The sequence below is a fragment of the Streptomyces sp. NPDC033221 genome, assembly GCF_055577005.1.
In genome coordinates this window covers 441,406-467,229 of record NZ_JBVIQN010000001.1, presented here as the reverse complement: position 1 = coordinate 467,229, position 25,824 = coordinate 441,406, and the positions used below count along the sequence as shown (strand labels likewise).

General features: G+C 72.3%; 26 protein-coding genes. 15 read left to right on the top strand and 11 right to left on the bottom strand.

All coding sequences use genetic code 11. The features are described 5' to 3' along the window. Positions 1-119: 119 nt before the first annotated feature. The 3 genes from ACZ53K_RS02125 to ACZ53K_RS02115 are packed head-to-tail and all read right to left on the bottom strand — an operon-like array spanning position 120 to position 1,794. On the bottom strand, positions 120-863 hold the full coding sequence (locus ACZ53K_RS02125) for an isocitrate lyase/PEP mutase family protein (protein WP_468830735.1): 744 nt from the start codon (positions 861-863) through the stop codon (positions 120-122). Then, positions 860-1,324 carry a carboxymuconolactone decarboxylase family protein gene (locus ACZ53K_RS02120; protein WP_468830732.1) on the bottom strand — a complete coding sequence of 155 codons (465 nt, stop codon included), beginning with the start codon at positions 1,322-1,324 and terminating at the stop codon, positions 860-862. Before ACZ53K_RS02120 ends, ACZ53K_RS02125 begins: the two co-directional genes overlap by 4 nt. Next, complete coding sequence (locus tag ACZ53K_RS02115; RefSeq protein WP_468830729.1) at positions 1,324-1,794, bottom strand: carboxymuconolactone decarboxylase family protein; 471 nt, start codon at positions 1,792-1,794, stop codon at positions 1,324-1,326. Before ACZ53K_RS02115 ends, ACZ53K_RS02120 begins: the two co-directional genes overlap by 1 nt. Before the next feature lie 47 nt (positions 1,795-1,841). Between ACZ53K_RS02115 and pdxR the strand changes: the two genes are divergently transcribed. Further along, the gene (gene pdxR, locus ACZ53K_RS02110; RefSeq protein ID WP_468830726.1) at positions 1,842-3,275 is read left to right on the top strand and encodes a MocR-like pyridoxine biosynthesis transcription factor PdxR; all 1,434 of its coding nucleotides are present in this window, start codon (positions 1,842-1,844) and stop codon (positions 3,273-3,275) included. On the opposite strand, the gene ACZ53K_RS02105 is transcribed toward pdxR, so the two are convergent. Further along, the gene (locus ACZ53K_RS02105; RefSeq protein ID WP_468830831.1) at positions 3,249-4,169 is read right to left on the bottom strand and encodes a hypothetical protein; all 921 of its coding nucleotides are present in this window, start codon (positions 4,167-4,169) and stop codon (positions 3,249-3,251) included. The genes pdxR and ACZ53K_RS02105 overlap by 27 nt on opposite strands. Positions 4,170-4,294: 125 nt before the next feature. Between ACZ53K_RS02105 and ACZ53K_RS02100 the strand changes: the two genes are divergently transcribed. Continuing rightward, positions 4,295-4,687: a hypothetical protein gene (locus tag ACZ53K_RS02100; protein ID WP_468830723.1), complete on the top strand. Its 393-nt coding sequence runs from the start codon at positions 4,295-4,297 to the stop codon at positions 4,685-4,687. A gap of 43 nt (positions 4,688-4,730) precedes the next feature. After that, positions 4,731-5,924 (top strand): glutathionylspermidine synthase family protein, encoded by a 1,194-nt coding sequence (locus ACZ53K_RS02095; RefSeq protein WP_468830720.1) that lies wholly within the window; start codon positions 4,731-4,733, stop codon positions 5,922-5,924. A 46-nt stretch (positions 5,925-5,970) separates the two neighbouring features. Here ACZ53K_RS02095 and rocD read toward each other — a convergent pair whose 3' ends face one another. Further along, the gene (rocD, locus tag ACZ53K_RS02090; RefSeq protein WP_468830717.1) at positions 5,971-7,188 is read right to left on the bottom strand and encodes an ornithine--oxo-acid transaminase; all 1,218 of its coding nucleotides are present in this window, start codon (positions 7,186-7,188) and stop codon (positions 5,971-5,973) included. 297 nt (positions 7,189-7,485) lie between these two features. On the opposite strand from rocD, the gene ACZ53K_RS02085 reads away from it, so the two are divergent. Continuing rightward, on the top strand, positions 7,486-8,763 hold the full coding sequence (locus ACZ53K_RS02085) for a serine hydroxymethyltransferase (RefSeq protein ID WP_468830714.1): 1,278 nt from the start codon (positions 7,486-7,488) through the stop codon (positions 8,761-8,763). On the opposite strand, the gene ACZ53K_RS02080 is transcribed toward ACZ53K_RS02085, so the two are convergent. Further along, positions 8,727-10,112, bottom strand: coding sequence for a cytochrome P450 family protein (locus ACZ53K_RS02080; protein WP_468830711.1), 1,386 nt, complete (start codon positions 10,110-10,112; stop codon positions 8,727-8,729). The genes ACZ53K_RS02085 and ACZ53K_RS02080 overlap by 37 nt on opposite strands. Before the next feature lie 265 nt (positions 10,113-10,377). Here ACZ53K_RS02080 and trpS point away from each other — a divergent pair, with 265 nt between their 5' ends. Both trpS and ACZ53K_RS02070 read left to right on the top strand, forming a co-directional pair. Continuing rightward, on the top strand, positions 10,378-11,388 hold the full coding sequence (gene trpS / locus ACZ53K_RS02075; RefSeq protein WP_468830828.1) for a tryptophan--tRNA ligase: 1,011 nt from the start codon (positions 10,378-10,380) through the stop codon (positions 11,386-11,388). A 151-nt stretch (positions 11,389-11,539) separates the two neighbouring features. Then, the gene (locus ACZ53K_RS02070; protein WP_365847349.1) at positions 11,540-12,121 is read left to right on the top strand and encodes a 2'-5' RNA ligase family protein; all 582 of its coding nucleotides are present in this window, start codon (positions 11,540-11,542) and stop codon (positions 12,119-12,121) included. Positions 12,122-12,143: 22 nt separating this feature from the next. Here ACZ53K_RS02070 and ACZ53K_RS02065 read toward each other — a convergent pair whose 3' ends face one another. Then, positions 12,144-12,899, bottom strand: a complete 756-nt coding sequence (locus tag ACZ53K_RS02065) for a decaprenylphospho-beta-D-erythro-pentofuranosid-2-ulose 2-reductase (RefSeq protein WP_468830708.1) — start codon at positions 12,897-12,899, stop codon at positions 12,144-12,146. A gap of 51 nt (positions 12,900-12,950) precedes the next feature. Further along, positions 12,951-14,321 carry an FAD-binding oxidoreductase gene (locus ACZ53K_RS02060; RefSeq protein WP_468830705.1) on the bottom strand — a complete coding sequence of 457 codons (1,371 nt, stop codon included), beginning with the start codon at positions 14,319-14,321 and terminating at the stop codon, positions 12,951-12,953. Between the two features lie 276 nt (positions 14,322-14,597). Here ACZ53K_RS02060 and ACZ53K_RS02055 point away from each other — a divergent pair, with 276 nt between their 5' ends. The 4 genes from ACZ53K_RS02055 to ACZ53K_RS02040 are packed head-to-tail and all read left to right on the top strand — an operon-like array spanning position 14,598 to position 17,680. After that, the gene (locus ACZ53K_RS02055; RefSeq protein ID WP_468830825.1) at positions 14,598-15,137 is read left to right on the top strand and encodes a phosphatase PAP2 family protein; all 540 of its coding nucleotides are present in this window, start codon (positions 14,598-14,600) and stop codon (positions 15,135-15,137) included. Continuing rightward, positions 15,134-16,111 carry a decaprenyl-phosphate phosphoribosyltransferase gene (locus tag ACZ53K_RS02050; RefSeq protein WP_468830702.1) on the top strand — a complete coding sequence of 326 codons (978 nt, stop codon included), beginning with the start codon at positions 15,134-15,136 and terminating at the stop codon, positions 16,109-16,111. Before ACZ53K_RS02055 ends, ACZ53K_RS02050 begins: the two co-directional genes overlap by 4 nt. 21 nt (positions 16,112-16,132) lie before the next feature. Then, positions 16,133-16,705: a GtrA family protein gene (locus ACZ53K_RS02045; RefSeq protein ID WP_468830699.1), complete on the top strand. Its 573-nt coding sequence runs from the start codon at positions 16,133-16,135 to the stop codon at positions 16,703-16,705. A gap of 9 nt (positions 16,706-16,714) precedes the next feature. Then, complete coding sequence (locus ACZ53K_RS02040; protein WP_468830696.1) at positions 16,715-17,680, top strand: YihY/virulence factor BrkB family protein; 966 nt, start codon at positions 16,715-16,717, stop codon at positions 17,678-17,680. Between the two features lie 41 nt (positions 17,681-17,721). Here the strand turns inward: ACZ53K_RS02040 and ACZ53K_RS02035 are convergent, their stop codons facing one another. Next, complete coding sequence (locus ACZ53K_RS02035; RefSeq protein ID WP_468830693.1) at positions 17,722-19,158, bottom strand: D-alanyl-D-alanine carboxypeptidase family protein; 1,437 nt, start codon at positions 19,156-19,158, stop codon at positions 17,722-17,724. Between ACZ53K_RS02035 and ACZ53K_RS02030 the strand changes: the two genes are divergently transcribed. The 5 genes from ACZ53K_RS02030 to ACZ53K_RS02010 all read left to right on the top strand — a co-directional run bounded on the left by ACZ53K_RS02030 (position 19,157) and on the right by ACZ53K_RS02010 (position 23,421). Beyond that, a complete protein-coding gene (locus tag ACZ53K_RS02030; RefSeq protein ID WP_468830690.1) occupies positions 19,157-19,423 on the top strand; it encodes an SCO4848 family membrane protein in 267 nt (88 codons plus the stop codon). The genes ACZ53K_RS02035 and ACZ53K_RS02030 overlap by 2 nt on opposite strands. A 236-nt stretch (positions 19,424-19,659) precedes the next feature. Beyond that, the gene (locus tag ACZ53K_RS02025) at positions 19,660-19,971 is read left to right on the top strand and encodes a hypothetical protein (RefSeq protein ID WP_468830688.1); all 312 of its coding nucleotides are present in this window, start codon (positions 19,660-19,662) and stop codon (positions 19,969-19,971) included. A gap of 49 nt (positions 19,972-20,020) precedes the next feature. Further along, a complete protein-coding gene (locus tag ACZ53K_RS02020; RefSeq protein WP_468830685.1) occupies positions 20,021-21,496 on the top strand; it encodes a hypothetical protein in 1,476 nt (491 codons plus the stop codon). A 167-nt stretch (positions 21,497-21,663) separates the two neighbouring features. Continuing rightward, positions 21,664-22,851 carry a S8 family serine peptidase gene (locus ACZ53K_RS02015; protein WP_468830682.1) on the top strand — a complete coding sequence of 396 codons (1,188 nt, stop codon included), beginning with the start codon at positions 21,664-21,666 and terminating at the stop codon, positions 22,849-22,851. A 66-nt stretch (positions 22,852-22,917) separates the two neighbouring features. Further along, positions 22,918-23,421 (top strand): FBP domain-containing protein, encoded by a 504-nt coding sequence (locus ACZ53K_RS02010; protein WP_468830679.1) that lies wholly within the window; start codon positions 22,918-22,920, stop codon positions 23,419-23,421. Between the two features lie 72 nt (positions 23,422-23,493). Here the strand turns inward: ACZ53K_RS02010 and ACZ53K_RS02005 are convergent, their stop codons facing one another. Together ACZ53K_RS02005 and ACZ53K_RS02000 are read right to left on the bottom strand one after the other, a co-directional pair. Further along, positions 23,494-24,792, bottom strand: coding sequence for an alpha/beta hydrolase family protein (locus ACZ53K_RS02005; RefSeq protein ID WP_468830676.1), 1,299 nt, complete (start codon positions 24,790-24,792; stop codon positions 23,494-23,496). 73 nt (positions 24,793-24,865) lie between these two features. Further along, the gene (locus ACZ53K_RS02000) at positions 24,866-25,726 is read right to left on the bottom strand and encodes a TetR/AcrR family transcriptional regulator (RefSeq protein WP_468830673.1); all 861 of its coding nucleotides are present in this window, start codon (positions 25,724-25,726) and stop codon (positions 24,866-24,868) included. Positions 25,727-25,824: the final 98 nt, after the last annotated feature.

Here is a 25,824-nt window from a genome sequence, read left to right as displayed (position 1 = left end):
GGGGGGGTGGGGGGGGGGGGGGGTGGGGGGGTTTGGGACGGGGGTTGGTGGGGCAGGGGGGGGGGGGGGGGGGGGGTGGGGTTCTCCCCCCCCCCCCCCCCCCCCCCCCCCACGCCGGTTCAGCCGGTACGGAGCGCCTCCGCCGTCGCCCGTACCGAGTCCATCGCCCGCCGGTGCAGCCCGCCGCCGAAGGTGACCCGGGACGCGCCCGCCACGCCCAGCTCGCGCGGGGACGGGCCGCCCGGTACGGCGATGGCGTTGACCGGCAGCCCGGTCCGGTCCGCCAGTTCCCGCAGCACCTCCGACGGCGCCAGGATCGGGTAGACGCAGTCGGCGCCCGCGGCGGCGTACCGCAGCCCGCGGCGCACCGCCTCCTCGACCTGCGCCGCCAGGTCCGTCCCGCCGTCCGCGCCGCGCAGGAACACGTCGGTACGGGCGTTGATCACCAGGTCCCCGCCCGCCGCGGCCCGGATCTCCGCCAGCCGGTCCGCCTGCCGGTCCACGTCGGTGAGCGTCCCGGTGCCAGGGTCGGTGTCTTCGATGTTGCAGCCCACCGCGCCCGTCGCGGCGATACGTTCCACCAGCTCCCGGGCGGGCAGCCCGTACCCGGCCTCCAGGTCCGCCGTCACCGGCACGTCCACGGCCCGTACGATCCGGGCGACCGCCGCGAACATCTCGTCCGGCGGGGTGCTGCCGTCCTCGTACCCGAGGGATGCCGCGATCCCGGCACTGGGGGTCGCCAGGGCGGGGAAGCCGGCTGCCGCGAAGATCCGCGCGCTCTCCGCGTCCCAGGGGCCGGGCAGGACGAGCGGATCGTCCGCCGCCCGGCCGTGGTGCAGCGCGCGCAGGGCCGCAGCGGTCACGCGCCACCCCCGATGGGCTGGCGGACCGCGACGTTGATGCGGTTCCACATGTTGATGGTGGTGATGAGCGCGATGAGGTGGGCGAGTTCGCGCTCTTCGAAGTGGGCGGCGGCCCGCTCGTAGACGGCGTCCGGTACGAAGCCGTCGGTGAGGACGGTGACGGCTTCGGTGAGGGCGAGGGCGGCCTGTTCCTTGGCGGTGTAGTGGGCGCCGGCCTCCTCCCAGGCGTTGAGGAGATAGATGCGCTCCTCGGACACCCCGGCCTTCTGCGCGTCCTTGATGTGCATGTCGATGCAGAAGGCGCAGTGGTTGATCTGCGACGCGCGGATCAGGACCAGCTCGGCCAGGACGTCGTCGCCCAGGCCCTTCTTCGCGGCGATGTGCGCGTTCAGCAGGGGCTGGTAGACCCCCGGGGCCAGCTTGTAGAAGTTGAGGCGGGCCGAGTCGTTGGTGGTCGTCATCACGCCTGTCCGGGGGTCATACGGGTGGTCACGCCGAAACGGTTCCACGCGTTGATAGTGGTGATCAGGGCAATCAGCTGGGCCAGTTCGCCCTCTTCGAAGTGGGCGGCGGCCCGCTCGTACACCGCGTCCGGTACGAAGCCGTCGGTGAGGACGGTGACGGCTTCGGTGAGGGCGAGGGCGGCCTGTTCCTTGGGGGTGTAGTGGGCGCCGGCCTCCTCCCAGGCGTTGAGGAGGTACACGCGCTCCTCGGTCTCGCCCTCCTTGCGGGCTTCCTTGATGTGCATGTCGATGCAGAAGGCGCAGTGGTTGATCTGCGAGGCGCGGATCTTCACCAGGTGGACCAGTGCCGGGTCCAGGCCCTTCTTGGCCGCCGCGTCGAGCGCGACCATCGCCCGGTACACCTCGGGCGCGTTACGCGCGATGGCGGTACGCGGCCGATGCCCCGCCGGCTGTGTGTTCGTCGTCATGCCAGTGACGCTACGCCGCCAATGGCGCACGAGTATGGTCCATTCACATGGACGATTCCTGGGCCACTTTCGGCCGCGACCTGCACCTGGACCTCGCCGGGTCCGGCGGGCTGCGCGCCTCCCTGACGCGGGCCCTGCGGGACGCGGTCCGCACCGGCCGCCTGGCGCCCGGCACCCGGCTGCCCTCCTCCCGTACGCTCGCCGCCGACCTCGGCATCGCCCGCAACACCGTCGCCGACGCGTACGCCGAACTGGTCGCCGAGGGCTGGCTCAGCGCCCGGCAGGGCTCCGGCACCCGCGTCGCCCGCCGCGCCGAACCGTCCCGCTCCGCGCCGCCCGGCCGCCCCTCCGCCCGGGCCTCGGTGCCCGACCGCCCGCGCTACGACCTGCGGCCCGGCACCCCGGACGTCTCCGCCTTCCCCCGCGCCGCCTGGCTCGCCGCCGCCCGCCGCGCCCTCACCGCCGCCCCCAGCGACGCGTTCGGCTACGGCCCGTCCCCCGGCCGCCCCGAACTGCGCACCGTCCTCGCCGATTACCTGGCCCGCGCCCGCGGCGTACGGACCGACCCCGAGCACGTCGTGGTCTGCACCGGGTTCATGCAGGGCCTCGGCCTGCTCGCCCGCGTGCTGCGGGACGCGGGCGTCCGCGGGGTCGGCACCGAGGCGTACGGTCTCTCCTTCCACCGTGACGTGCTGACCCGCGCCGGGCTGCGCGCCGCCCCGCTCCCGGTCGACGGGCACGGCGCGGACACCGAACGGCTGGCGGACCTGCCCGGCGTACGGGCGGCACTGCTCACCCCGGCGCACCAGTTCCCCACCGGCGTACCGCTGCACCCCGACCGCCGCGCCGCCGCCGTCGACTGGGCGCGCGCCACCGGCGGCCTGGTCCTGGAGGACGATTACGACGGCGAGTTCAGGTACGACAGGCAGCCCGTGGGGGCCTTGCAGGGACTGGATCCCGACCGGGTCGGCTATCTCGGCACCGCGAGCAAGAGCCTGGCCCCCGCCCTGCGGCTGGCCTGGATGGTGCTCCCCGACCACCTCGTCGACCCCGTGCTCGCCGTCAAGAGCACGGGGGAGTGGCAGACCTCCGCGCTGGAACAGCTGACCCTCGCCGAATTCATCGCGTCCGGCGCGTACGACCGGCACGTACGCGGAATGCGCCTGCGCTACCGTCGCCGCCGCGACCAGCTCGTCGCCGCGCTGGCCGAACAGGCGCCGCACATCCGGGTCAGCGGCATCGCGGCGGGCCTGCACGTCGTCCTCGAACTGCCGCCCGGCACCGAGCAGTCCGTCGTCCAGGCCGCCCGCTGGCAGGGCCTCGCCCTGGAGGGGCTGAGCACCTTCGCGCACCCGGCGGCCCCGGAAGCGGGTGCCGCCGTGCCGCGGGACGGCCTGGTCGTGACGTACGGCAGGCCGCCGGACCATGCCTTCGCGGGGGCGCTGGAAGCGCTGCTAAGGGTCCTGCCGCCCGCGCCGTAGGCCGCTCGCGGCCGGGTTCGGTTCCCCGGCCGGCGGGTCGGCAGGCTCCGCAAACTCCTCCCCTCCCGGCACCTCCGGCGCCTCGCCGAAGCGCGCCAGCGCGAGGGCGCCCAGCACCGCCAGCGCGAACCCGGCGATGCCCAGGGGCGCCAGCCCGGAACGCGTACGGTCGCCGAGCCAGACGACGCCGACCAGCGCGGGCCCGAGCGTCTCGCCAATGACCATGCCCGCCGTGGCCGCCGTCACCGAACCGCGCTGGAGGGCCGAGGTCAGCAGCAGGAAGGCCGCGCCGCCGCCGACCAGCAGGGCGTACGCGGCGGGGTTGGCCACCAGCGACGCCGGCGACAGGTCGGGGATCAGGCGGACGGCGACCTCCACGACGCCGAAGCCGAACCCGGCACCGAGCCCCAGCGCCGCCGCCCGCGCCCGGTCGGGCAGCCGTCCGGCCAGCGCACCCGAGGCCAGGATCGCCAGCGCGACGGCCAGCACCCCGAAGCGCAGCGCGGTGGACCCCGTGCCCTTCCCCTCCGCACCCGAGGCGAGCCCCAGCAGCGCCAGCCCGCCGCAGACCACCGCCACGGCCGCCCACTCGGCCCGGCTGAGCCGTACGCGCAGCAGCGGTACGGCGACGACCGCGGTCACGGCGAGGCTGGCGGCGAGCGCCGCGCCCACCGCGTAGATCGGCAGCGAGCGCAGCGCCACCAGCTCCAGGAGGAAGCCGCAGCCGTCCAGGGCGAGGCCGAGCAGATAGCGCCACTGGCCGAGGACGCGCAGCAGCAGTCTGGGGTCCACACCCGACCGGGAGCCGGTTCCGGAGACGGTGGCGCGGGCCGCCACCGCCTGCAGGACCGACGCCGTACCGAAGCAGACCGCCGAACCGAGCGCACAGATCATCCCAAGCAGCACACATCGACTGTAGGCGCGGTGACGGGCGCGGGCCCGTTGCGGCCTGCCGGCCTCCGGCCCTTAGTCTGGGCTGGCCGAAAACAGTTGCCACAGATGTACGGGGGAAGGCAGGGATGGCAGAGCACTCGAAGGCCCGGCGGAGGCTGCGGTCGAGCACGGTGGTCCTGGGCAGCATGGGCGCGCTGGCGGCAGCGCTCACGTCCTGCGGCTCGGAACCGGACAAGCGCTGCGTCGACCGCAACAGCTACGACGCGGTCAAGGGCTACCGCGTCATCGACTCCAAGTCCTGCAAGAGCGGGAGCGGGTCGAGCGGTACCGGCAGTACGGGCGGCGCGGGCTCGTCCGCCGGCAAGAACAAGGGCACCGCCGGGCGCGGCCAGAAGGCCGACGGCCAGTGGTACTACGGCTCCGACGTCAGCGGCCGCTACGCCGACTCCGGGACCTTCAGCCACAGCACCGCCGTCAACCGCGGCGGCTTCGGCTGCTCCGGCTCCAGCGGCGGGTGACGGCGGTGCGTACGGAAACGTGCCCGGCCCGGGGGACGGGCACGTGAAGCGGCACACCGCGCAGCCGCGCCCCGGCTGGCAGCAGACCGTCGAGGCGCAGGGCCTGATCTACCCGCTGACCCGCTACCCGGACGACTCGCTGCGCCCCTACTGGGACGAGAGCGCGTACTACTCCTTCTCGCTGCCCGAGGTCGAGGCGCTGGAGGAGGTCGTCGAGGAACTGCACGGCATGTGCCTGGCGGCCGCCGCGCACATCGTCGAGCACCGGCGCTTCGCCGACCTCGGCATCGAGGACCCGCGGCTGGCGGACCTGGTCGCCGAGTCCTGGCGCCGGCGCGCCGAACTGCCCACCCTCTACGGGCGGTTCGACCTGCGCTACGACGGCACCGGGCCCGCCAAGATGCTGGAGTACAACGCGGACACGCCGACCTCGCTGGTCGAGGCGGCGGGCCCGCAGTGGTTCTGGATGGAGGAACGGTTCCCCGGCGCCGACCAGTGGAACTCGCTGCACGAACGGCTGGTCGACGCCTGGCGGAAACAGGCCAAGCTGCTGCCGCCGGGCGCACCGGTGCACTTCGCGCACTCGGCCGGCGACGAACTGGGCGAAGACCTGATGACCGTCGCCTACCTGGAGGAGACGGCACACCAGGCCGGGCTGGAGACGGTGTCCATACCGGTCGAGGAGATCGGCTGGGACGGCCTCTCGGGCCGCTTCGTCGACCAGCGGCTGCGCTTCATACGGGCCTGCTTCAAGCTCTACCCGTGGGAGTGGCTGGCCACCGACGCGTTCGGCCCGCACGTCCTGGACACCCTCGACAACGGCGGCGGCACCGGCACCACCCTGTGGATCGAGCCCGCCTGGAAGATGCTGCTGTCCAACAAGGCGCTGCTGGCGATCCTCTGGGAGCTCTACCCCGGCCACCCGAACCTGCTGCCCGCCTACCTCGACGGGCCGCGCGAGCTGGCGGAGGGACCGGACGCACCCGGGTACGTGGCCAAGCCGCTCCTCGGCCGCGAGGGCGACGGCGTCACCGTCCACGAGCCGGGCGCGGCACCCGTCGTACGCGACGAGCCGTGCTGCTACCAGGAGTTGGCCCCGCTGCCCGACTTCGACGGCAACCGGGTGGTGCTCGGCGCGTGGGTCGTCGAGGACGAGTCGGCGGGGCTCGGCATCCGCGAGTCGGCGGGGCTGATCACGGACGAGTACGCCCGCTTCATCCCGCACGTGATCCTCTGAGGCGTTCCTCGCGGGGCCACGCCGCGCGGCCCCGCGAGGAACGCGGTCACCCGCCCAGCACCGCCCGCAGCTGGTCCAGCCCCCAGTCCAGGTCCTCCTTGCCGATGACCAGCGGGGGCGCCAGCCGGATCGTGCTGCCGTGAGTGTCCTTGGCCAGCACACCGCGTTCCATCAGCCGCTCCGAGATCTGCCGGCCCGTCCCCAGCGCCGGATTGATGTCGACCCCGGCCCACAGCCCGCGCCCGCGCACCGCGTCCACCGCGCCGCCGCCCACCAGCAGCCCCAGCTCGTGGTGCAGGTGCTCGCCCAGTTCCGTGGCGCGCTGCTGGTACTCGCCGGTCCGCAGCATCGCCAGGACCTCCAGCGCCACCGCGCAGGCGAGCGGGTTCCCGCCGAACGTCGAACCGTGCTCGCCCGGCCGGAACACGCCCAGCACCTCACGCGAGGAGACCACCGCCGACACCGGCACGATGCCGCCGCCCAGCGCCTTGCCGAGTACGTACATGTCCGGCACCACGTCCTCGTGCTGACACGCGAAGTCGGCGCCGGTGCGGCCCAGGCCGGACTGGATCTCGTCCGCGATGAACAGCACGTCGCGCTCACGGGTCAGCTCCCGGACGCCCGGCAGGTAGCCGGGCGGCGGCATCAGTACGCCCGCCTCGCCCTGGATCGGTTCGATCAGCACCGCGACCGTGTTCTCGTCGACCGCGTCCTCCATCGCCGCGAGATCGCCGTACGGGACGATCTCGAAGCCCGGCGTGTACGGGCCGTAGTCCGCGCGGGCCTCCGGATCCGTGGAGAAGGAGACGATGGTGGTCGTGCGGCCGTGGAAGTTGTTGTCCGCCACGACGATCTTCGCCCGGCCGTCCGGGACGCCCTTGACCCGGTAGCCCCACTTGCGGGCGGTCTTGACCGCCGTCTCGACGGCCTCCGCGCCGGTGTTCATGGGCAGCACCGTCTCCTTGCCGCAGAACTCCGCGAGCTGCGTGCAGAAGTCGGCGAACCGGTCGTGGTGGAAGGCGCGCGAGGTCAGGGTCACCCGTTCCAGCTGTGCCTTGGCCGCCTCGATCAACCGGCGGTTGCCGTGGCCGAAGTTGAGCGCCGAGTACCCGGCGAGCATGTCCAGGTAGCGCTTGCCCTCCACATCCGTCATCCAGGCCCCCTCGGCGGAGGCCACGACGACGGGCAGCGGGTGGTAGTTGTGCGCGCTGTGGGCTTCGGCGACGGCGATGCTGCGTTCCGTGGACGTCGTGGGGGTCACCATTGACTCCGTTCGGTATGCGGGCGATCCCGGGCGAGAAAATCCCGTTGGGCGGACGGTATGCGAAGAAAGGTTGCTTCGGACACCCCCCACAAGAGGGTGTCCGGACAGCCCGTGGCCGGGCCCGCCACACCCCCTAGACTGGCCCCACGCACCGCGACTGGCGCACGGGGAAGCGACCCCGAGGAAGCGGCGCGCGCGGCCGTCGGAATACGGCCACCACCACGAGGTGCCGCCCGCCTGGGCACCCGGGGAGCACGAACGGAACGAAGCCCCGCACCGATCGCCCCGGAGGACCTCATGAGTCATCCCCTGCCCCACCCCGCCCTCGCCGCCGCCGACCCCGAACTGGCCGCCCTGGTCGGCGCGGAGGAACGGCTGCAGGCCGAGACGCTGCGCCTGATCCCCTCCGAGAACTACGTCTCCACCGCGGTCCTCGAAGCCACCGGCACCGTCCTCCAGAACAAGTACAGCGAGGGATACGCCGGCCGTCGCTACTACGAAGGCCAGCAGAACATCGATCTCGTCGAGCGGCTGGCGGTCGACCGCGCCAAGGCCGTCTTCGGCGTCGAACACGCCAACGTCCAGCCGTACTCCGGCTCACCCGCCAACCTCGCCGTCTACCTCGCCTTCGCCGAGCCCGGCGACACCGTGATGGGCATGTCGCTGCCGATGGGCGGCCACCTCACGCACGGCTGGGGCGTCTCGGCCACCGGCAAGTGGTTCCGCGGCGTCCAGTACGGCGTACGGGCCGACACCGCCCTCATCGACTTCGACGAGGTGCGCGACCTGGCCCGCAAGGAGCGCCCGAAGCTGATCTTCTGCGGCGGTACGGCCGTACCGCGCACCATCGACTTCGCCGCCTTCGCCGAGATCGCCCGCGAGGTGGACGCCGTCCTGGTCGCCGACATCGCGCACATCGCCGGGCTGGTCGCGGGCGGCGCCCACCCCTCGCCCGTACCGCACGCCGACGTCATCTCCACCACCACCCACAAGACACTGCGCGGCCCGCGCGGCGCCATGCTGATGTCCCGCGAGCAGTACGCGAAGCCCCTCGACAAGGCCGTCTTCCCCGGCCTCCAGGGCGGCCCGCACAACCACACCGCCGCCGCCGTCGCGGTCGCCCTCCACGAGGCCGCGCAGCCGTCCTTCCGCGCCTACGCGCACGCTGTCGTCGCCAACGCCAAGGCCCTCGCCGAACAGCTGCTGGCCCGCGGCTTCGACCTGGTCTCCGGCGGTACGGACAACCACCTGATCCTGATGGACCTCACCCCCAAGGAGGTCCCCGGCAAGATCGCCGCCAAGGCGCTGGACCGGGCCGGGATCGTCGTCAACTACAACACCGTCCCGTTCGACACCCGCAAGCCGTTCGACCCGTCCGGCATCCGCATCGGCACCCCGTCGCTGACCTCGCGCGGCCTGGGCACCGAGCACATGCCGCAGATCGCCGACTGGATCACCCGGGGCGTGACGGCCGCGGGCGCGGGCGACGAGGGCGCGCTCACCACGATCCGCGCCGAGGTGGCCGAGCTGATGGGCGCCTACCCGGCGCCGGGACTGGTCGCCGACCCCTCCTGACCGCCCTCGGGCGGTGCAGGCGTCCCCTGGCCCCGGCCCAGCCGTACCGGAAGCTCCATGACGCTGTTGCCCACGAACGTGGACAGCGGCCGCAGGTCCGCCTCCGGCGCGGCCAGGGCCAGATCCGGGAAGCGGTCGAACAGCGCCCGCAGCGCCACACCGGCCTCCAGCCGGGCCAGCGGCGCGCCCGGGCAGACGTGCGGCCCGTAGCCGAAGGACAGATGCCGGGCGGCGGGCCGCCGCGTCTCGTCGAAGCGATCCGCGTCCGGCCCGTACGCCTGCGGATCGCGTCCGGCCGCCCCGTACGAGGCCAGCACCGGCGTGCCCAGGGGGACGACCGTGCCGCCGACGTCCAGATCCCGGACCGGATAGCGGAACGGGAAGTTGGCCACCGGACTGTCGTGGCGCAGCGTCTCCTCGACCACGTCCGCCCAGTCCGCCCGCCCGGAGCGGACCAGGTCCAGCTGGCCGCGGTCGGCGCAGAGGGCCCGTACCGCGTTGGTGATCAGGTCGAGCGTGGTCTGGTGCCCCGCGGCGATCGCCAGCAACAGAGTGCCGATCAGCTCCCGTTCGCTCAGCCGGGCCTCCGCCGCTTCGCAGGCCGCGATGAGCGCGCTGGTCAGATCGTCGCCCGGCGCCGCGCGGCGGGCCGCCACGACCTGTCCGAGAACCGCGACCAGCTCCCGGTTGGCCGCCAGTGCCGCCTCCGGGTCGATGGCGGTGTTCACGACCGCGCCGGACAGCTCGTGCAGCCGGTCCCGGAACTCCTCGCCCACGCCGATGAGTTCACTGATCACCCGCATGGGCAGCGGATAGGCGAAGGCGCGCCGGAGATCGACCGTCCCGCCGCCCTGGGCGGCCAGCGCGGGCAGGCCGTCGAGCAGCTCGGCGGTCAGCCGCTCCACCCGCGGCCGCAGCGCCGCCACCCGCCGGCGCGAGAGCGCCTTGACGACCGGCTCCCGCAGCCGCCGGTGATCCGCGCCGTCGGCCGTGGTCATCCCGTCCACGGTCGCGAAGGTGGTGAGCGGCCAGCCGGGCGGGATGCGGCCCTCGCGCAGCGCGGCGAAGTGGCAGGTGTCCTTGGCCACTTCCGGGTGGGTGAGGAAGTCGCGCAGGGTGTGGTGGTGGGTGACGGCGTGGCCGAGGACGCCGCCGGGGAGCAGTACGGGCACGACGGGGCCGCGGGCCCGTAACTCCCGGGCGGCCTCCTGCTGGCCGGCTCCGGTGGGGTCCAGGGGATATGGCGCGTCCGGGCCCGGTGCAGGCGGCGTGGACGGCGGGGAAGTCGGGGACGCGTTCCGGGCTGATCCGGGTGCCGTACCGGACGAAGGGGCATCGGCTTCGGTCATGGGCCCACGGTTCCAGCTCCGGTGTGCGGGGACCAGGGGCGGACGGGCCCGGCAGCCGACCGCCCGGTCGGGCACCCCGTGCGCCCGCACCGGTACCTCCGTGCGCCCGGCCCGTCACCCCCGGTGCGCCCCGTCCGTCGCCCCCGGTGCCCCCACCGCTGCCCGGCCGCGCGCCGGTCCCCTCCCCGGACCTGAGACAATGCCTGTCATGGCTTCTGACCGCCCACCCGTCGCCCACCACCGCCCCGAGGGGAATGGCTCCGCCATGCAGCGTTCGCCGCGTGTACTCTCCGGCATCCAGCCCACCGCCGGCTCTTTCCACCTGGGCAACTACCTCGGCGCCGTCCGCCAGTGGGTGGCCTTGCAGGAGTCCCACGATGCCTTCTACATGGTGGTCGACCTGCACGCGATCACCGTCCCGCAGGACCCGACGGCGCTCCGCGCAAACACCCGGCTTGCCGCCGCCCAGCTGCTGGCCGCCGGTCTCGACCCGGAGCGGTGCACACTCTTCATCCAGAGCCATGTCCCCGAGCACGCCCAGCTCGCCTGGATCATGAACTGCCTGACCGGCTTCGGCGAGGCCGGCCGGATGACGCAGTTCAAGGACAAGTCCGCCAAGCAGGGCGCCGACCGCACCAGCGTCGGCCTGTTCACGTACCCGATCCTGCAGATCGCCGACATCCTGCTCTACCAGGCCCACCAGGTCCCGGTGGGCGAGGACCAGCGTCAGCACATCGAGCTGACCCGCGACCTCGCCGAGCGCTTCAACGGCCGCTACGGCGACACCTTCACCGTCCCGGCGCCGTACATCCTCAAGGAGACCGGCAAGGTCTACGACCTCCAGGACCCGACGGTCAAGATGAGCAAGTCGGCCTCGTCGGTCAAGGGCATCATCAACCTCTTGGACGAGCCCAAGGCCTCCGCCAAGAAGATCAAGAGCGCGGTCACGGACACCGACACGGTGATCCGCTACGACGCCGAGGCGAAGCCGGGCGTCTCCAACCTGCTGACCATCTACTCCACGCTCACCGGCGAGTCCATCGCCGACCTGGAGAAGACGTACGAGGGCAAGATGTACGGCGCCCTCAAGGCCGACCTCGCCGAGATCATGGTCGACTTCGTCACACCCTTCCGGGACCGTACGCAGGAATATCTCGGCGACCCCGAGACGCTGGACTCGATCCTGGCCAAGGGTGCCGAGAAGGCCCGCGCGGTGGCCGCCGAGACGCTGGCCTCGGCGTACGAGCGGATCGGGTTCCTGCCCGCCAAGCACTGACCGGCCGGGCCGGGGCCCGGCACGCCCCGGCCCGCCGCCGTACAGGGCCGTCGGGCCCGGGCACGGCGGGACCAAGGACGGTCGCCGCGAAGGCGGCCCACCCGGCACACTGGCATCCGGGGCCGACGACAGCTTCAGGAGGGAGAACGCAGTGGGGACCGTAACGCTCGGCGTTTCGATCGCGGTCCCGGAGCCGTACGGCAGCTTCCTCCAGGAGCAGCGCGCAAGCTTCGGCGACCCTCACGCACACGGCATCCCCACGCACATCACCCTCCTGCCGCCCACGGAGGCCCGCGCGGAGGACCTGCCCGCCATCGAGGAGCACCTCGCCGAGGTCGCCGCGGGCTTCGGCCCCTTCCGGCTCCGCCTGGAGGGGACGGACACCTTCCGGCCGTTGTCCCCGGTGGTTTTCGTCAAGCTGGCCGAGGGCGAGGCGGAGTGCACCGCACTCCAGGAGCGGGTACGCGCCGCGTCCGGGCCCTGCGCCCGCGAACTGCAGTTCCCCTACCACCCGCATGTGACCGTGGCCCACGGCATCTCCGAAGAGGCCATGGACCGGGCGTTCGTGGCGCTGAAGGACTTCGAGGCCGCCTGGACGATCGGCGGCTTCGCGCTCTACGAGCAGGGCGCGGACGGCGTGTGGCGGCTGGAGCGGGAGTACCCGTTCGGGGCCCCGGCCTCCGGCGTGCCGCGGCAGGCGGACCTTTCCCGGCCGCCGACGCCGACGCGGTAGTAGCGGGGCCGGCCGGGCTCCGTCACAGCGGGAGCCGCCGGAAAAACGCCCGTGGCATATGCCGCAGTACGGCCATGACCGGCCGCAGAGCCCCCGGCACCCACACCACCTCGCTCCGTCGCCGCAGCCCCGCCTCGATCGCCCCGGCGACCGCCTCCGGCGTCGTGGCCAGCGGCGCGGGCTCCAGGCCCGCCGTCATCCGGGTCCGTACGAAGCCGGGCCGTACCACCATCACGTGCACGCCCGTCCCGTACAGCGCGTCCCCCAGCCCCTGCGCGAACGCGTCCAGACCGGCCTTGCTGGACCCGTACACGAAGTTCGAGCGCCGCGCCCGCTCGCCCGCCACCGAGGACAGCACGACCAGCGAACCGTGCCCCTGCACCCGCAGCGACCGGGCACAGACCAGGCCCGCGCTGACCGCGCCGGTGTAATTGGTCTGCGCGACACGGACCGCCTCGACGGGCTCGGCCTCCGCGCGCGCCTGGTCGCCCAGCACCCCGAAGGCCAGCAGCACGAGATCGATGTCGCCCTCGGCGAAGACCTTGCCGAGGGCCTCCTCATGGCCGCCGGTGTCCAGCGCGTCGAACGGCGCCGTACGGACCTCGGCGCCCAGCGGGCGCAGCTGCCCGGCCGCCTCCTCCAGCGCGGGGGACGGGCGGCCCGCCAGCCAGACCGTACGGGTGCGGCGGGCGATCAGACGGCGGGCGGTGGCGAGGGCGATCTCGGACGTGCCGCCGAGGATCAGGAGGGACTGGGGGGAGCCGAAGGCGTCCTTCATGGGGAGTCCTTGGGGGAGTGGGGGTGCGGCTGGGGAGGCCCGGGGGCCGGATCAGAGGGCGAGGCGCCGTGAAAGGTCGGACGTGAAGACCCCGCGGGGGTCGATGCGCGCCCGCAGGTCGCGGAACGCGTCCGCACGCGGGTACATGACGTCGACCAGTTCCGGCCGCAGCCGCGCGTCCTTGGCCAGGTAGACCCGGCCGCCCGCCGCCGCCACCGCCTCGTCCAGCTCGTCGAGGAAGGCGCCGAGGCCGGGCAGCCCGGCCGGGATGTCCAGGGCCAGCGTCCAGCCCTCGGCGGGGAAGGACAGCCACCCCGGCCCGCCCGCGCCGAACCGTTTGAGCACGGCCAGGAACGACGGGCAGCCCCGCGCCGCGATCCGCTCCACGACGCGCCGCAGCGTCCCCTCGGCACCGCACCCGACCACGAACTGGTACTGCACGAAGCCACCGCGCCCGTAGACGCGGTTCCAGTGCGGCACCCCGTCCAGCGGATGGAAGAACGCGGAGATCTTCTGCAGCTCACCGGTCCGGCGCCGGGGCGCCTTGCGGTACCAGAACGCGTTGAACAGGCCGACGGACCGGCGCCCGAGCAGCCCGTCCGGCAGTCCGCGGGGAGCGGGCGGCAGCTGCCCGGGGCGGAAGGCGAGCGGGGCGCGGCGGGCGCGGGCCGGCAGGGCATCCGGCGGGGCGTGGTCACCGCGGGTCAGCACCGCGCGGCCGGTCGCCGCGCCGCGCGCGAGCAGATCGATCCAGGCGACGGAGTAGCGGTAGCGGTGGTCGGTGGCGGACAGCCGCGCCAGCAGGTCGTCCAGATCGGTCGCGCGCTCGGTGTCCACCGCCATCAGCGACGTCTGCACGGGTACGAGGCGGACCGCCGCCGCGAGCACCACCCCGGTCAGCCCCATGCCCCCGGCGGTCGCGTCGAAGAGCTCCGTACCGGGCCGCACCGTACGCACCGTGCCGTCCGCCGTAAGCAGTTCGAAGGACCGCACGTGCCGGGTGAAGGAACCCGCGACGTGGTGATTCTTGCCGTGGATGTCCGCGCCGATCGCGCCGCCGACCGTCACGTACCGGGTGCCCGGCGACACCGGCACGAACCAGCCCAGCGGCAGCAGCACCTCCATCAGCCGGTGCAGGCTGACCCCCGCGTCGCACTCCACGACGCCCGCCTCGGCGTCGATACGGCGGATGCGGTCCAGGCCGGTCAGTTCCCAGATGACACCGCCCGCGTTCTGCGCCGCGTCCCCGTACGCGCGCCCGAGCCCCCGGGCGATGCCGCCGCGCGCCCCGCACTCCCGTACCGCCGTCACGGCCTCCTCGTGCGAACCCGGGCGGATCAGCCGTGCGGTGGTGGGGGCGGTGCGGCCCCAGCCCGTGACGGATGCGGTACGGGAGCCGGCCGGGCCGGCGGGCGACGACATGCCAGTGACCGTAATGCGGTATATGCACCGATCCGGTATTTCCCCCCGCCATGTCCGCCCGGCCCCGCACGAAAAGAGTGATTAATGGGGTGGATGGGCTAATCGCGACGACACGGCACGCGGCCCGCCGGAGAGTCGGACGCGGAGCCCCCAAGGGCTTGAGGGATAGGGGCTTGACGACAGTCCCTAGGCGCCGGGCGGACCGCACGAAGCGGGCGGTCCGCCCGGCGGGCCGGCACGAACCGGATCGAGGTGACCCCGCTGTCCCCGGAAGAGATGGATCACCGCCTGCTCACGGCGCTGCGCACCCGCGGGTCCGACCCGCGGGTGGCGGCCGTGGCCCGCGCCCTCTCGCGCGGCGGCGAGCACGGAGCGCTCTGGCTCGCCGCCGGGCTGGCGGGCGCCGCGGCCGACCGGCCCCGGCGCCCCGCCTGGCTCCGCGGCACGGCTCTGACCTGCGGCGCCCACCTGCTGAGCATCGGCCTCAAACGCGTCGTGCGCCGCCCGCGTCCCCGGCTGCCCGGCCACGCCCCTCTCGTACGGACCGCGAGCCCGCACTCCTTCCCCAGCGCCCACGCCGCCTCCGCCACCGCCGCGGCGGTGGCACTGGGCGCGCTGCGGCCGGCGGGAACGCCGCTGTCCGTCCTGGCCGCGGCGGTCTGCCTGGCGCGGCTGGTGGCGGGCGTGCACTACCCGTCGGATGTGGCGGCGGGCGCGGCACTGGGCGCGATCACCGCACGCCTCGGAAGCAGGCACGCGCACGCCCCACGCCTCGGAAGCCGGCACACGCCCGCCGCACGCGGGGAGCGACCGTGACCGAACGCACCGCGGTCCTGGAGGAAACGCCGCCCGGTCCCGGAGTGGTACCCGCCGTACCGCCCGGCCTGCGGGCCCGCGCACTCGCGCTGCCCCTCGGCCTGCTGCGCACCGCCCGCCCGCGCCAGTGGGTGAAGAACGTCCTGGTCGCCGCCGCCCCGGCCGCCGCCGGTGACCTCTTCCTCCACCGCACCCTCCTCCAGCTCCCCCTCCTCTTCGTCCTCTTCACCGCCGCCGCGTCCGCCGTCTACCTCGTCAACGACGCACGGGACGCCGCCGCCGACCGCGCCCACCCCGACAAACGCCGCCGCCCGGTCGCCGCCGGCGAGGTCCCCGTACCCATGGCCTACGCGGCGGGCGGCCTGCTCGCCGTCCTCGTACCGGTCACCGCCGCCGTACTGTGCAGCCCCGCCACCGGCGGCCTGCTCGCCGCCTACCTCCTCATGCAGCTCGCCTACTGCGTCAGCCTCAAGAACGTCCTGGTCGTCGACCTCGTCGTGGTCACCGCCGGCTTCCTGCTGCGGGCCATGATCGGCGGCCCCGCGCTCGGCATCCCGCTGTCCCGCTGGTTCCTGATCACCGCGGGCTTCGGGGCGCTGTTCATGGTTGCCGCCAAGCGCTACTCCGAAGCACTCCGGGTGGCGGAGGAGGCCCGGGACGACAAGGGTGAGACCCGGGCCCTGCTGCGCGAGTACAGCGACGGCTACCTGCGCTTCGTATGGCAGCTCGCGGCGGGCGGCGCCGTCCTCGCGTACTGCCTGTGGGCACTGGAGAGCGGCGGCACGTCCGCGAGCGTGCTGCCGTGGCGCCAGCTCTCCATGATCCCGTTCATCCTCGCCGTCCTGCGCTACGCGGTCTTCGCCGACCGCGGCACGGCGGGCGCCCCGGAGGACGTCGTCCTGCGGGACCGGCCGCTGGCCGTCATCGGGATGGCCTGGACCGGGCTGTACGCGATGGCCGTCGCGGACGTGTGAAGCGGCGGGCGGTGGCGTCCCATGTCTCCCGTGCCTCCCGGCCCCGCGCGTGGTGGCAGCCCGGACCGACCGCCACCGGACGGGCAGCCACCGGACCGACCCCCAGCGACCCACCGCCTCCGCGCCCTCGCCCCCGAACTCCTCGGCTTCGCCGTCGCCGGCAGCTTCGCGTACGCCGCCGACCTGGTCCTGTTCGTCTGGCTGCTGCGCGGCCCGGCCGGCCTGGACCCGTTCACCGCCAAGTCCCTGTCCTTCCTGGCGGGCTGCACCGTCGCCTACGCCGGAAACGCCATCGGCACGTACCGAACCCGAACCCGCACCCGCCCCCGCGCCCCCACCCCCACCCCCACACGCCTCCGCCGCTACGCCGTCTTCCTCGCCGTGAACCTCGCCGGAGCCCTGGTGCAGCTCGCCTGCCTAGGCGTCTCGCACCACGTCCTCGGCCTGGCCTCCGCCACGGCGGACACCGTCTCCGGCGCGGGCGTCGGCATGGCGCTCGCGACATGCCTGCGTTTCTGGGGTACGCGGACGCTAGTCTTCCGCCACGCGGGCGACATACCTGTTCAGATGGTGTCGAAGGCTGACGAAGGGTAGGCGGGGCCCATGGAATGGTTGAGCAAGCTGCCGGTCATCGGCCCGGCCGTGTCCTGGCTGATGACCACACACCTGTGGCGCGCGTACGAGCGGATGCAGCGCGTCCACTGGACCCGGCTGGCCGCCGCGATCACCTTCACCAGCTTCGTGGCGATCTTCCCGCTGCTGACGGTGGCCGCCGCGATCGGCGCCGCCCTGCTCAGCGAGCAGCAGCTGCACGACCTGCAATCGAAGATCGCCGAACAGATCCCCGGCATCTCCGGCCAGCTCGACCTCGGCGCGCTCGTCGACAACGCCGCCACCGTCGGCATCATCGCCGGTGTCGCCCTGCTCTTCACCGGCGCCGGCTGGGTCGAGTCGCTGCGCGACTGCCTGCGCGCCGTCTGGGAGAAGGACGACGAGGACACCAACTTCTTCGTCGCCAAGCTCAAGGACATCGCCCTGCTCCTCGGCCTCGGCGGCACCGCCCTGGCCTCCATGGCCTGCTCCGGCTTCGCCAGCGCCGCGGTCGGAAAGGCCGCGAAAGCCCTCGGCCTCGCGGAGGGCGGCGTCGGCAGCGTCCTGCTCTCCGCCGTCGGCTTCTGCATCGCCGTACTCGCCGACTTCCTGCTGCTCGCCTACGTCCTGACCAAGCTGCCCGGCGTCCACCCGCCCCGCCGCGCCGTCGTCATCGCCGGCTTCATCGGCGCCGTCGGCTTCGAACTCCTCAAACTCCTCCTCAGCGGCTACCTCCAGGGCGTCGCGGCGAAGAGCATGTACGGCGCCTTCGGCACACCGATCGCCCTGCTCCTGTGGATCAACTTCACGGCCAAACTGGTGGTCTTCTGCGCGTCGTGGACAGCGACCCAGCGCTGCGACCCGGCGTCGGCACGGAAGTCGCTGGACTGCGACGAGGGGGCAGGGGAGGACGAAGCCCCGGGTGACGCGGACGGGAAGCCCGCGCCCACACGAGACTCAGGAGCGACAGCCTCGTAAACCCGCCCGGCCCCGCCCCTCCCCCCATTGCCCCTGACTCTCTAGTGCCGGCCCCCACGCCGCCGCATCAGCTCCGGAAGCGGCCAGCGCCGGTGCACCAGCAGCGCCAGCACGCCCAGCAGCACCAGTGCGCCGCCGGTGATCGCCAGTGCGGTCCACGCGCCGCCGGAGCCGTCGGACGAGTCGTCCAGTCCGGCGCGCGCCTTGTCGCCGTTCAGCTTGGCGCCGCCCGCCCGGGCGTCGCCCTCCTCGCTCTTGGGACCGACCAGCCGGCCGACCGGCTCGACCTTGTCCGCCGCCGCGAAGCCCCAGTCGAAGAGCTTGGCGGTCTCCTTGTACGCCTCGTTGTGTTCCTTCTTCTCCGGGTTCATGACCGTGACGAGCAGCTTGCGCTCGCCACGCTGGGCGACCCCGGTGAAGGTGGAGCCGGCGTTGGTGGTGGAGCCGTTCTTCACGCCCGCGATGCCCGGGTACGGCTTGATGTCGTAATCCCCGCTGAGCAGCCGGTTGGTGTTCTGAATACCGAACGACCCGCGCTTGCCGTCCTTCTCCTCACCCGGGAACTGCGCGCTCACCGTGGAGCAGTACTCCCGGAAGTCCGCGTTCTGCAGCCCCGCACGGGCGAACAGGCTCAGGTCGTACGCGCTGGAAACCTGCCCGGGAGCGTCATAGCCGTCCGGTGTCACCACATGGGTGTCCGTCGCGTTCAGCGCTTCGGCGTGCTTCTGCATCTCCAGGACGGTCTTGGCCGTACCGCCGTTCATCGCGGACAGCGTGTGAACGGCGTCGTTCCCCGACCGCAGGAAGACCCCCAGCCAAAGGTCATGGACCGTATAGCTCAGATTCTCCTTTATCCCCACCAGGCTGCTGCCGTCCCCCATGCCCGCCAGGTCGGACGGCTTGACCGTGTGCTTCTGGTCCTTGGGGAACTTCGGCAGCACCGTGTCGGCGAACAGCATCTTCAGCGTGCTGGCCGGCGGCAGCTGCCAGTGCGCGTTGTGCGAGGCCAGCACCTTGCCGCTCTCGGCATCCGAGACGATCCAGGAACGCGCCGTGACGTCGGCCGGCAGCTGGGGCGCTCCCGGCTTGAGCTGCACCTGCGTACCGGTCTGCCCCAGCCGCCCGCCCCCGACCTTCGACATCTCGGCGGGCGGCGCCGGAGCCTTCGGCGCGTGCTGCCCGCCCTTGCCGTCCTTCGGCTTCTCGTCGGCGTGCGCGGGAGCGGCGAGCAGCAGCGGCGGCAGCAGTACGGCGGTGCCGGCCAGGGCGGCGCCCGTACGGGTGAGCGCGCGTCGGGCGCTGACGGCACCGCGCCGTACGCCGGGCACGGCCCCGGACGCCGTGGCGGTCTGATGAACGGCAGAAATGGTCGGCACGTCGGTGAACGTACCCGTCGGCGCAGGTGACCCGGACACCACCCCACGGAAGAGTGCCCCCGTCGACCGCCGGATGGAGCCGCTGCCCATACTGGATTCCATGAAGCTCTCGCGCCCCGTCTCCTGGTTCCTGCTCGCCTTCGGGGTATGGAGCTGGTTCATCTGGATCACTTTCGCCAAAAATCTTTGGAAGGACGGGAGCGGCCTCGCCTTCGACGACGCGGGTGACCCGACCGCCTACTTCTGGGTCCACCTCGCGCTCGCGGTGACGTCCTTTCTCTTGGGGACGGCAATCGGAGTGATCGGGTTCCGCAGCGTCCGCGCCCTCGGCAAGTCCTCCACCACCCCGTCCGCCCCAACCGCCTGACCCCGGCGCCGCGCTCCTGGGCACCGAGCCGGCGGTGCGCCATCTCACACATGCTCAGGTCGCGGCGGCGGTATGCGTTGTGTCGCAGAACGGGTACGGCGGGGCTTACGATCTTGCGTTTGCGTCCCGCAACTCCCTAGCATTGACTGTCTTTACGTTGCTCTTATCGTGAGGGTTCGACGGCGGAGCGCGATGGGGACGAGCGGGACATACGGGGCGAACGGGGAGATGTAGTCGTGGGTGAGCAGTACAGGGTCGATCTGCACGAGCTGGACAGCGTTGTGCGCAAGCTCAAGGGCCTGCAGGGCGACATGGACGCACCGAGCCAGAAGGTCAAATACAGCACGAACATTCCGAAGTCCGCCTTCGGGGCCAACTTCGACGAGGCTACGAAGATTGCCGCGGCGCACGACAAGATGCAGCAGTACATGTCGCAGGTCGTCGACGCTCTCCAGGACCTCATCAAGGACTTCGGTGAGAAGGCCGAGCGCAGCCGTGGGGCGTACGAGGACCGGGAGCAGGACGCCCGTTCGTCGATGAACGGCTGAGGCCCCGGACGCACGACAACGAACAGAACGACGACCAAGGGGGAAGGTCATGGCCGGTGGCTCGATGGAAGCCGAGGGCAACAAGGCGTACGCCAAGCAGATCGACGAGAAGCACCGCAAAGAGAACCTCAAGCAGTTCGCCAACTACAAGCCCGTTCCGGTCTCGTCTTCGGACTTCCATCACCACGGCATCGACGCGCTCCGCGCAATGATCGAGAACGCCAACCCGGAAGCGATGGAGACGGCTGGCGACCACTGGCGTGCGTCCGCCGACCAGCTGGCCGGCCAGGACGGTGCCGGCGGCATCCGCAAGGCGTTCATGGACGCCGTCGAGCACGCCTCGAACCACTGGCAGGGCAAGGCCGCCGACGCGTTCCGGCGTGAGGCGGCAGAGGTCCTCAAGAAGATCGACAAGACGTACGGGCATGCCCGCAATGTCGAGTCGATGCTGATCGGCACCCGGTCCACGGGTCCGGAGTCTGGTATCGCGCACAACCTGCGCCAGGCCAAGAAGACCATGGCCGGGATCAAGGATCCGGGCAAGGTCGAGAGCGCGTTCAACTCCTCGGGCGACGATGCCCAGTTCCACAAGGACATGGCGAACCAGAAGATGGACGCCAAGATGGCGCTGGAGGCCAACCGCGACAAGCTCTCCCTGAGCAAGGAGCGCCAGGTCGAGGCGGTCATCGTCATGGAGGAACTGGCCTTCAACTACCGGCAGCATCTCGGCAAGGTCATGAACATCGGGGACCCGCCCCGACCCGGACATGAATGGCCGAGCCAGCCGAGCAGCTACCCGCCGGTGCCGCCCGTAACCATGCCGGTCGTCGGCGGCACCCGACCCAAACCCACCTCCGTCACCCCGCACGGGTCGAACGGAGGCAGCGGCTACAACGGCCTCGGCGGCGGTGTGAACATCCAGCCGTCGCATCACGAGCCGGTGCGCACCGGGCTGGACGGTCTGCAGGGCGGCACCGTCGCCCCGGTGGGCCCCGGCATCACCGGAGGCGGAGGCGGCGTCAACCCGCCAGTCGGCGGTTCGGGCGGTGGCCCGGGCGGCAGCGGTCCGTCGGGCGGCTTCATTGCGCCCCTGCCGTTCGGTAAGACGGGCGGCACCGGTGGCGGGGGCGGGCGTTCGGTCCCCGGCGGCCGTGGCGGCGTCCTGGGCGGCAGCAAGGCCGGTGGCGCGGGTACTGGACGACCTGGTAGGCCCGGCGGCATGGGCGGCGGCGCCGGTGCCGTGGGCAGTGGCGCGGGCCGTGGTGGCGCGGCGGGCCGTGGCGGCGCCCAGGCCCGTAAGCCTGGCGGAGTCGTCGGGGCCCCGGGTGCTCCGGGCGCCGGAGCCAAGCAGGGCGGTGCCGGTCTGCACCGCAGCCGTGGCGGAACGCAGGCGATGGGCGGCGCGGCAGCCAACGGCCGCCCCAAGGAGAAGGAGCGGACCAAGAAGGAGCGGCCCGACTACCTTGTCGAGGACGAGGAGACGTGGACGCCGCAGCGCAACGTGTCCCCTCGCGTGATCGAGTAGGGATGTACGTGCCGTCGGCGTCGGCTGTATGACGTGGTACGAAGAGGTGCCCCGCACGCGCAGTGCGGGGCACTTCCGCAAGCCGGGACACTTGCTCGACCAGGCGCCCCGCCCAGTGGCCACCGCCCGGCCCTGTCCGCCCGAACGGAAGCAGTGAGGAACAGAGCATGAAGGTCACCCGAACCCTGCGCGCGGCCGCCGGCGCCGCGCTGACTGGAGCGCTGCTCCTCACCGCCACGGGTACGGCTTCGGCGGACGAGGCGCGGAGCGCGTTGTGGCCGTTCCAGGCGTTCGACGTACAGAACATCTGGAAGCAGGCGACCGGCAAGGGCGTCACCGTCGCCGTCATCGACACCGGTTTCCGTGAAACTCACCAGGACCTGGCCGGAGCCTTCCTGCCCGGCAAGGACTTCCCCAACCCCTCCATCGACAAGGGGAGGACCGAGGAGCCCGGTTCGGATGTTCGTGACCATGGCACCGGCATGTCGGCTCTCATCGCGGGGCGCGGCCACGGCCCGGGCGGCAACCAGGGCGTCAAGGGGCTGGCGCCGGGTGCGAAGATTCTGCCGCTGACGGCAGACAAGAACTTCCCGGCGGCGATCCGCTACGCCGTGGAGCACGACGCCAAGGTGATCAACTTGTCATTCGTCGGGGACGACAACACCCCCGATATGTGCGCGTCCATCCACTATGCGGTCGAGAAGGGCGTCGTCGTCCTCGCCGGAGTCGGCAACGACGGCCTGTCCGAGCCCCGGTACCCGGCTGCCTGTCCCGGTGCCATCGGTGTCGGTGCGGTGGACGAATTCGGCAAGGCCTGGGACGGCGGGAACTACAACAAGACGGTCGACGTCCTGGCGCCCGGCGTGAAAATTCCGTATCCGAATGGCCAGAGCGACACGGGCTATTTCACTGGTGACGGCACCTCGGCAGCCACCGCCTACGCCTCCGCCACCGCCGCCCTGCTGCGCGAGAAGTACCCCGACCTCACCCCCGGCCAGATCGCCAACCGTCTGGTCAAGACGGCGGGCCTGGCCAAGTCGGTGAAGGCGAAGAACCTCCAGCTGCCCGACGCGCACTACGGATACGGCTACATCCAGCCCTGGGCGGCGCTGACCCGTGACATCCCCGCCGGTCCCGCCGCCGGCCCGCTGCTCATGCCGCAGGGCAAGGCGTCGAAGGACCCCGTGGTCGCGGGCGCCGAGAAGGGCAAGGACCCGAACCCGCCGATCGGCGGGAAGAAGATGCTGCAGTACGGAGGCATGGCGCTGGGCGGCCTCGTGCTGATCGGGCTCATCGTGATGGTCATCGTCCTCGTACGCCGCCGCGGCAATTCCGGTCCGCAGTCCTGGCAGTGACGGCTGCGTGCAGTCGCCGGTAATTCGGGCGACGCCCCACCGCTCCGGCTGTTAGTTTCACCGATCATGGATCCGTTGGGTGAAAAAGAGATACGCGCCTCCTTCGTCAATTGCTCGAAGGGGGAGGCGAGCCGGATCAACCTGCCGGTGGGGCTTTCCGAAATGCCGTGGGGGGATCTGGACTATCTGGGGTGGCGGGACCCGGGTGCGCCGGACCGGAGTTATCTGGTGGCGCCTCGTGAGGACGGCATCGTCGGGGTGACCTTGCGGGTGCCGCAGGGTGTGCGGCGGAGTTTCACCAAGACGACGGTGTGTTCGCTGTGCATGACCGGCCATCCGGGGTCCGGGGTGAGCCTGCTCGCCGCCCGTAAGGCCGGGGCGCTGGGGCGGCAGGGGAATACCGTCGGGGCGTATGTCTGTGCGGACCTGGCGTGCTCGCTCTACGTGCGCGGGAAGAAGAAGTCCGAGCTGGCCGGGCGGCATGAGGAGACGTTGCCGGTGGTGGACCGTATCGCTCGGATGGTGAGGAACCTCGATGCGTTTCTGGAGAAGGTTTTCGAGGTGGAGTAGGGGTGTTCGGGGGAGTGAGGGGGCGAGGGGCCGGGCCGCGAAAGGGAGAGCGGCCCGACGCCTGTGGGGCGATCAGGGGCGCTGGAAGGTGACTTCGGGGTGGGCGGGGGTCGGTGCGTCCAGCAGAGGCTGATGGAGGCCGCGGAGATGCTGGTCGAAGAAGGCGCTCACGTAGCTGCGGGTGAGGTCGCTGCCGCGTAGACCGGGAACCGTTCCCGGGAGGGTGGGCAGGCCCGCTTCCTCGGCGAGGGCCGGGACGTCGGTGAAGGTGAGGTGGGTGGCGCCGGTTACGGTCAGCCAGCGCTTCCAGCCGTTCAGGTGGGTCCAGGTGCTGTCCCAGGTCGGGTCGGCGCCGGGGTGGCCCGTCGCCTGGTTGCCGAACAGGAGGAACGGGCGGCCGTTCAGGCCCTGGGCCGGGATGGGGGCCGATACGGAGCCGTCCAGGTTTGCCCCGGCGCGTATCCGGGGGTCGCCCGCCATGGCGGAGGCGGCCGTGGCGCCGCCGATGGAGTGGCCGGCCATGCCGACGCGCTCCGGGTCGACGAGGGCGCTGTGTTCCCAGGCCGGGTGGTGGCCGGGCAGGATGCGGTCGAGGAGGAAGCTGATGTCCTTGGCGCGGTTGCGGGCCACGGTGGACATGAACGGCAGCACCGCGTCCGGGTCCGGCTCCGGGCCCAGCTTTTCGCAGGCGGTGCAGGGCAGGGTGCGTCCGCCGGGGAAGGTGGCGTCGGCCTCGTAGGCGTGGTCGACGAGCGCCACGATGTAGCCGCGGCTGGTCAGCTCCTCGGCGAGCACGCTGAGTGTGGCACGGTTCAGGCCGAAGCCGGGAGAGAGCACGACCAGGGGGTGCTTGCCGGGCAGGGGGAGCGCGCCGGTGCGGGCGTTCGTGCGGGTGTCGCTGAGCACCGCGGACGGAATTCTGTCGGCTTCGGGGGGAAGCTGCCCGGCTTTGCGCTGCCGGTCGAGGAATTGCGCTGCTTCCGCCTCGGACATGTACGGGGCCGGTCGGCCGGTGCCGGCGCGGGCCGGGTAGTACAAGGACGCCAGCAGCTCACGCCCGTGGGCGGACGGCTCCCAGGGGTCCTGGCGGCTGTGGTCGACGAGGTCGAGGCGGTCCCGCCCGATCGCGTACGGGCCGGTGGGGCGGGGGAGGGACAGGTGGAGGGGCTGGGGAGGGGACTGGGGGCGGGATTGGTGCAGGGGGTGGTGGAGGGGCTGGTGTGTGGTGGTTGGGGAGGGGTGGGCCGCGGGGGGCTTGGTGATGGGAGGGGTGCCGGGCGTGGCGGCGGTGGCGCTGCCGGCCGCGGCGAGTGGGAGAGGCAGGGCGAGGGCGAGCAGTGCGGCTGCGACGCCGCGGGGTATGCGGATCATGGCCACACCGTACGGGTGGGGGAGAGATGGCCCGGAAGCAGAGGTGAGGGGCCGGGCGCAGGGCGGAGCGGGGTCAGTCGCCTTCGGACGGCGGGCGTTTCGAGGGCTTACGAGAGGTTGGGCGGGCTGCGGCTCCGGCTGCCGCCGGGAGAATGAACTCGCTCAGTACGTCCGTGACTTCGCGTACCAGTGGCCGCAGCACCCGGAAGCGGGAAGCGGCGACCGCGCGTGCGACCAGGGGTGAGGTTCGTTCGACCAGGCGGCGGCTGCGTTCGCAGTTTTCCGAGCGGTCGTACACCCAGTACAGGACCAGGCCCATCTGCTGGAGCCACAGCAACTGGGGCAACTGGGCCGCGAGTTCGGGGTCGACTTTGGTGTCCGTGCCGGCCAGTACCCGCCGGTGCAGGGCGATGGCGGTTTCCCGCGGTCCCTCGGAGGCGTCCGAGAAGGGGCTGAGCGGGCTGTCCGGGTCGGCGGCGTTCTTGAAGAACTGGGCGGCGAACCGGTGGTACGGTGCGGCGATGTCGAGCCAGGTGAGCAGTACGCCGCGCAGCCGTCCCGCCAGGTCCCGCTCGGTTGCCAGGACGTCGGCGACGGCCGCCGTGTGTTCCTCGGCGATGCGGTCGTAGAAGCCCTGGACCAGGTGCTCTTTGGAGGCGAAGTAGTAGTACGCGTTGCCGACCGATACGCCGGCCTCCTGGGCGATGGCCCGCATGGTGGTCTTGTCGTAGCCGCGTTCCTGGAAGAGGCGGAGGGCGGTTTCGAGGATGAGGGTGCGGGTGCGGGAGCCGTGGGCGGTCCGTTCGCGGGCGGCGGGGTCGGTGGAGTGGGCGGGGTCGGCGGGCCCGGCGGAATCCGCGCCTTGGGGGGCCGGGTCGCCGTCGTCCTTCACGTTCCGTGCCCCGTCCGTATCCGCCCTCGTCGCTTCGTCCACGGCATCGACCTTAATGTGCCCCCGGGCGGGTTCCGGATTCCACCCCCGGGACGGTTTCGGTTTCCGCCCGTCCTCTGCCGTCGGTTCCGAAGGTCGCC

Bases quoted from the DNA above. Each gene is read 5' to 3' on its own strand.
- ACZ53K_RS02120 (WP_468830732.1), bottom strand. From the start codon at position 1,324: ATGACGACCACCAACGACTCGGCCCGCCTCAACTTCTACAAGCTGGCC.
- ACZ53K_RS02115 (WP_468830729.1), bottom strand. From the start codon at position 1,794: ATGACGACGAACACACAGCCGGCGGGGCATCGGCCGCGTACCGCCATC.
- pdxR (WP_468830726.1), top strand. From the start codon at position 1,842: ATGGACGATTCCTGGGCCACTTTCGGCCGCGACCTGCACCTGGACCTC.
- ACZ53K_RS02105 (WP_468830831.1), bottom strand. From the start codon at position 4,169: ATGATCTGTGCGCTCGGTTCGGCGGTCTGCTTCGGTACGGCGTCGGTC.
- ACZ53K_RS02100 (WP_468830723.1), top strand. From the start codon at position 4,295: ATGGCAGAGCACTCGAAGGCCCGGCGGAGGCTGCGGTCGAGCACGGTG.
- rocD (WP_468830717.1), bottom strand. From the start codon at position 7,188: ATGGTGACCCCCACGACGTCCACGGAACGCAGCATCGCCGTCGCCGAA.
- ACZ53K_RS02085 (WP_468830714.1), top strand. From the start codon at position 7,486: ATGAGTCATCCCCTGCCCCACCCCGCCCTCGCCGCCGCCGACCCCGAA.
- ACZ53K_RS02080 (WP_468830711.1), bottom strand. From the start codon at position 10,112: ATGACCGAAGCCGATGCCCCTTCGTCCGGTACGGCACCCGGATCAGCC.
- trpS (WP_468830828.1), top strand. From the start codon at position 10,378: ATGCAGCGTTCGCCGCGTGTACTCTCCGGCATCCAGCCCACCGCCGGC.
- ACZ53K_RS02065 (WP_468830708.1), bottom strand. From the start codon at position 12,899: ATGAAGGACGCCTTCGGCTCCCCCCAGTCCCTCCTGATCCTCGGCGGC.
- ACZ53K_RS02060 (WP_468830705.1), bottom strand. From the start codon at position 14,321: ATGTCGTCGCCCGCCGGCCCGGCCGGCTCCCGTACCGCATCCGTCACG.
- ACZ53K_RS02055 (WP_468830825.1), top strand. From the start codon at position 14,598: ATGGATCACCGCCTGCTCACGGCGCTGCGCACCCGCGGGTCCGACCCG.
- ACZ53K_RS02045 (WP_468830699.1), top strand. From the start codon at position 16,133: ATGTCTCCCGTGCCTCCCGGCCCCGCGCGTGGTGGCAGCCCGGACCGA.
- ACZ53K_RS02040 (WP_468830696.1), top strand. From the start codon at position 16,715: ATGGAATGGTTGAGCAAGCTGCCGGTCATCGGCCCGGCCGTGTCCTGG.
- ACZ53K_RS02030 (WP_468830690.1), top strand. From the start codon at position 19,157: ATGAAGCTCTCGCGCCCCGTCTCCTGGTTCCTGCTCGCCTTCGGGGTA.
- ACZ53K_RS02035 (WP_468830693.1), bottom strand. From the start codon at position 19,158: ATGGAATCCAGTATGGGCAGCGGCTCCATCCGGCGGTCGACGGGGGCA.
- ACZ53K_RS02020 (WP_468830685.1), top strand. From the start codon at position 20,021: ATGGCCGGTGGCTCGATGGAAGCCGAGGGCAACAAGGCGTACGCCAAG.
- ACZ53K_RS02015 (WP_468830682.1), top strand. From the start codon at position 21,664: ATGAAGGTCACCCGAACCCTGCGCGCGGCCGCCGGCGCCGCGCTGACT.
- ACZ53K_RS02010 (WP_468830679.1), top strand. From the start codon at position 22,918: ATGGATCCGTTGGGTGAAAAAGAGATACGCGCCTCCTTCGTCAATTGC.
- ACZ53K_RS02005 (WP_468830676.1), bottom strand. From the start codon at position 24,792: ATGATCCGCATACCCCGCGGCGTCGCAGCCGCACTGCTCGCCCTCGCC.